This window comes from Streptococcus intestinihominis, assembly GCF_046824975.1.
Taxonomy (GTDB): domain Bacteria; phylum Bacillota; class Bacilli; order Lactobacillales; family Streptococcaceae; genus Streptococcus.
The window spans coordinates 443,433-447,801 of the sequence record NZ_JBKQBL010000001.1; the positions used below are offsets into that span (position 1 = coordinate 443,433).

2 protein-coding genes are annotated in these 4,369 nt (G+C 43.0%); both read right to left on the minus strand.

Annotated features, from left to right (window positions below; translation table 11 throughout):
- Window positions 1-1,735, minus strand: a 1,735-nt coding sequence (locus tag ACLOR3_RS02300) for a YSIRK-type signal peptide-containing protein (protein WP_412036954.1), incomplete at its 3' end; no start/stop codon positions are given.
- Between the two features lie 285 nt (window positions 1,736-2,020).
- A partial coding sequence (locus ACLOR3_RS02305; protein WP_412036955.1) for a YfhO family protein occupies window positions 2,021-4,369 on the minus strand: 2,349 nt, incomplete at its 5' end.

Consider the following 4,369-nt stretch of genomic DNA (forward strand, 5'->3'; position numbering starts at 1 on the left):
CAAAGACAGTCTTATACGGTGTATATCCTGCAGCTTTTTGGAAGTCAAATGGAACTTCCTTACCATTTGCATAGTTTACACCTTTACTATCTGTGAAAGGAATGGTGTTAAGAGGTGACTTCTTAACATTTAATTCTTGTTTGTTATAATCACCTGGTTTAATCGGTTTCGTTTCTGCTAGCAACATGTAGCCATCAGTGCTCAAGCTACCGTCAGAACGTTTGCTTTGTTGTTTTGGATCAAGAAGATAAACACGAACGACTACTGATCCGTCTTCGTCTACAATTTCTTTAATCCGTTTAATTCCTGCACGCTCAGCGTCCATGAATTTCGTACCAACTTTGTAAGGACGACTTACATAACCAGATGTTGAATCTGGGTCAGCTTTTTGATACAATTTGTAGCCATCAAATTGACGCTCGCCAGACGCTGTGAAGTTTTGTCCTTCCATGGCTTTAGTTGTGTATTTGGCTAAGTCAACTTCATTACCATTTGGCTCATAATCTTGAACTGTTGGATCAGTTTTACCAGCGTTAAATGTAGCGTTGTTTTTATCAACTACTCTGTAGTAAGTTGTTTTTTCAACAAAACGTGGGATTTTACTGTTAGTGTCAGTAATTGTACGACCATTATAAGCTGGTTCTACAACGTTAATAATATCTCTTGATGTACGAGCAGCATAAACATCATCGTATAATTTTTGTTCTTCAGTAGTAAGGTTATGTCCTGGAGCTACCAAAGCTTGGATAGCAGCACCAACTTCAAATCCGTATTGCAAGAATGGTTGAGCTGGTTCAGCCTTACTAGCAGGTGTCCCTTTATCGTAGTCTACTTGATAAGTTAACTCTCCTCTAGATGCAGTAGCTGTCGTAGTGAATTTTTGAATTCCACTTGTTGCTGTAATCGTTCTAGTTTCTACGACATTACCAGTGTTTTTATCAATTAATTCTACAACTGTATCTGTAGATTCATCGAATCTCTTATAGGCACGTGAATAGTAGTTTGTATTGTATCGTTGGTTGAACTTTTCAAGATCTACGATACTGTATGTATACCAATCTCCCTCTTTAGCAGCGTAACCAGCTGGTACTTCTTGAGACTTAACAGTTGCCCCGTTAGGATTAGTAATAGATGGGTCAACAGTTTCCCCATCTTTTAAGTAAGTACTTACTGCTACTGGATTAGAGTTGTGGTCCCCAGACACAGCTTCGTTAGTAGCAGCACGACGGCTACGTACACGTGGCTTGTTTGATTCATCTGTAGCAGGTTTTGCTTCAGTTGCTGCTGGTTTTGCTTCAGCTGCTTTTTCTGTTTCCAACAATTTAGCATGTTCTTCTAAAGAGATTCCTGCTTCACTTGTTGCTGGTTTTGCAGCTACTTCTGCTTTTGGAGTTGCTTCTACAGCGGGTTTTGCTTCAGGTGCAGCTGGAGTTTCCGTTGCCGCTTTTGCTTCTGCTGCTAAAGCAGAGCTTGAAAGATCCACTTTAGGTGCAGGTGCTCCCTCAGCATATGTCTCACCTGGAGCTTTAGTAGCAGTATCTTGCGCCCCTTGAGTCGACTCAGGTTGAACGCTTTCTACTGTTTCCTTGCTTGTGTCAGTAGGCGCACTAGCTTCATCCGCAGCTACTGTCGGAGTTCCGACAGCAAAAAGCGCTGTCCCTAGTAATACAGAACAAACGCCAACGCTATACTTTCGCAAAGAAAAGCGCTGACGTCTATTAAACATTTCCTTCATTTATTTGTATCTCCTTTTTCATATTTTTATTGTTTGATACATAACAAATATTATCAAACTTGTTCATCACCGTCAACTAAATATATCAAAGTTGTTACTTACCGTAAAACTTTCTGAATATTCAGATGAAGTTTCCCTCTATTTTTTAACATTTTTTTACTTTTTTTCCCATTTAGTCCATTTTTTTATCATTCGTTTTTTGACACTTTTTGTTCTTAATAATATAGAAAAAAGTTGAGACCGAAATCTCAACTTTTTAAGAAATTTATTACACCCTTGGGAAGCTTAAGAATGCTCCTCTTTCCATCTTTTTCTAATGATGACGAGACTCATAACTGCGACAATAGACAGTAGGGCACCGATAAAGCTTCCTCTGGTTTTGAAGACAAACTCGACCTGATGTTTCCCTTTGGTGATTGGGAAAGATAGGAAGCTATTCCAGGCTCTTTCGGTCGTGACAGCTTGACCATCCACTTTCACCTGCCAGCCGGCACTGTATGGGATGGAGGTCATCATGACATCACTATCATCTGTAATAGTGACCTCCCCCTCGATATGAGTATTGCTGAACTTGGTCACCTTCAGACCTTGCTGTTTGCGCTTCTCAAGTACTTCTTGGATCTGATCCAGCTCGGCCCGATAAACACCCGCCTGGCTCATGTCAATGGTATCCGTTCTAAAGCGAAACTCAATCACCGACTCTTGATTTTCGGTCATGTCCGTCAGCTGCCAGATTTGCCTTTGGGTAAAGGTCTTACTATTTGGCAACCATTTATTGTTGACCAGGACAGAGTAATCTTGCTTAGGAATCAAGGACGCCGGCACAAAGAAGTAATAGGTATTGTTGGAACGGGGAATGACCTTATAGCGGATAATACCTTCCTTAGAAGCATCTGCCCGTCGATAGATGGCCTCTCCTGTCTCCTTGTTGACCTTTTCTTCTATTAAATTCTCCGTTTCAATCCCAGTAAAGGCCAAGGGTTTGAAATACTCCACATAATCGCCTGTATTCTTTTGATGGCCTTCCATAGAGTTGAGGATAATGTTCTGGTTGGCAAAGGCATTGTTGGCCCCAAACTGAATATTCTTCACGAGGGAATTAGTCCCATAGGCCAAAGGGAAGGAATGAGGGTTTTTATAGACGACAAAGCGATTGTCTTCATAGACTGTCTCTGTGTAGTAACGCCCCATGTCAAAGCGGTTGGTAAAGCGATAGAAATACATCTTTTCTGGATGAGCTTCCATCTCTTTTGGATCGAACTCCTTGGCATGCATGTAATAGCGAACACCGTACAAGGCATCCGTCAGGGGCGTCCCATTGGTATACTCTGTGGCTGCATTGACCCCCAGATCCCCCATATAAGCAAAGTGGTCCATGGTCGACCGTTCTAAGCTCGAGCTGAAGGTGCTTAATCCCGGATAAGATACCAAGGATGGGACCGTTCGAGAATATGCAAAGTCGGTCGCAATCCGGTAAAACTTCTCATCCGCATCAGCCTGGACCTTGTCCGTCACACGCTTGACCGAGACAGCAGCATCCGCAAACTTATGGACACTGTCATAGCCTAAGGTCACCTGAGAGAGATAGGCATTGTAGCCCAGCTCAAAGAAGGTCAAAGCTGATAAGATCACGACTGACAAGCGGGACCATTTTTGGTTTAAGACCAGAAGGACAAGCAAGTACATCAAAACGGTGATCCCGACTTGGGACAACAAATAGCCTGCTTTTAAAAGGATGAGGGTAAGGACAAGGAAGCCAGCCGTCCAGCCAATCCGAATGAGCTTTTCTTTCTGGCTCTTCTTAGACTTGTCCCAATAGCTATAAAAGCCATAGGAGGCAACGACCAGGAGCGCCAACAAATGAAGGGCGGTAAAGCGGGTGATGTAACGGGTGACACCAGACGGTTGAAGCTTGGCAATGAAGCTATAGTTCTGCGAATAAATATAGACGACTGCCACCACTAACACCAGACCAATCACTAGATTGGCGATGCGCGAAAGCACCATTTTTTCTTTCATCGCTTGGTAGGCCAGAATGAGCATAAAGAAAGAGAATAGCCAAGAGAAACGGAAAAAGAAACCAGCTGGATTTTGCCCCATATGCCAAATCTTGCTGACAAATTCATTGACAAAAGAAATAAAGAAGACGAGGGTGACCAGACCGGCAGCCCATTTCTTGACTCTGACAACTTTTTTCGACAAGAAATAGGATACAAAGCCTAGTAGGCCCAAGGCTCCGATATAGATATTGGGAAGGTTTGGCCCCGCAGACCAGCCTGAGGTGTTATCAAAGCCACCCACAACTAGCTTAGCAAAAATATCTAAGGGATTTATTTGAAAGGCCAATGAGAAGGTCATCCCTCCTCCGACCTGGCCCTTACTTTCGATGAGGTTGAAAAAGACCGGCAAGAGGATGACAGAAGCTAGCGCAATCCCAATAATCGAATAGATCACAGCCTGCAAGAGGGGAAGACTGACGTTTCTTATTTTCTTCTTCCAATCTCCTTCGACCATCAGCCTTGGCGATACATAATAGCAAGCATACAAGGCGATGAAAATGGAGATCATATAGCCCATATAGAATTGGAGCAAGACGGTCAATCCTAAGGCAAAGGCATAGCGGTAGGGAGCGCC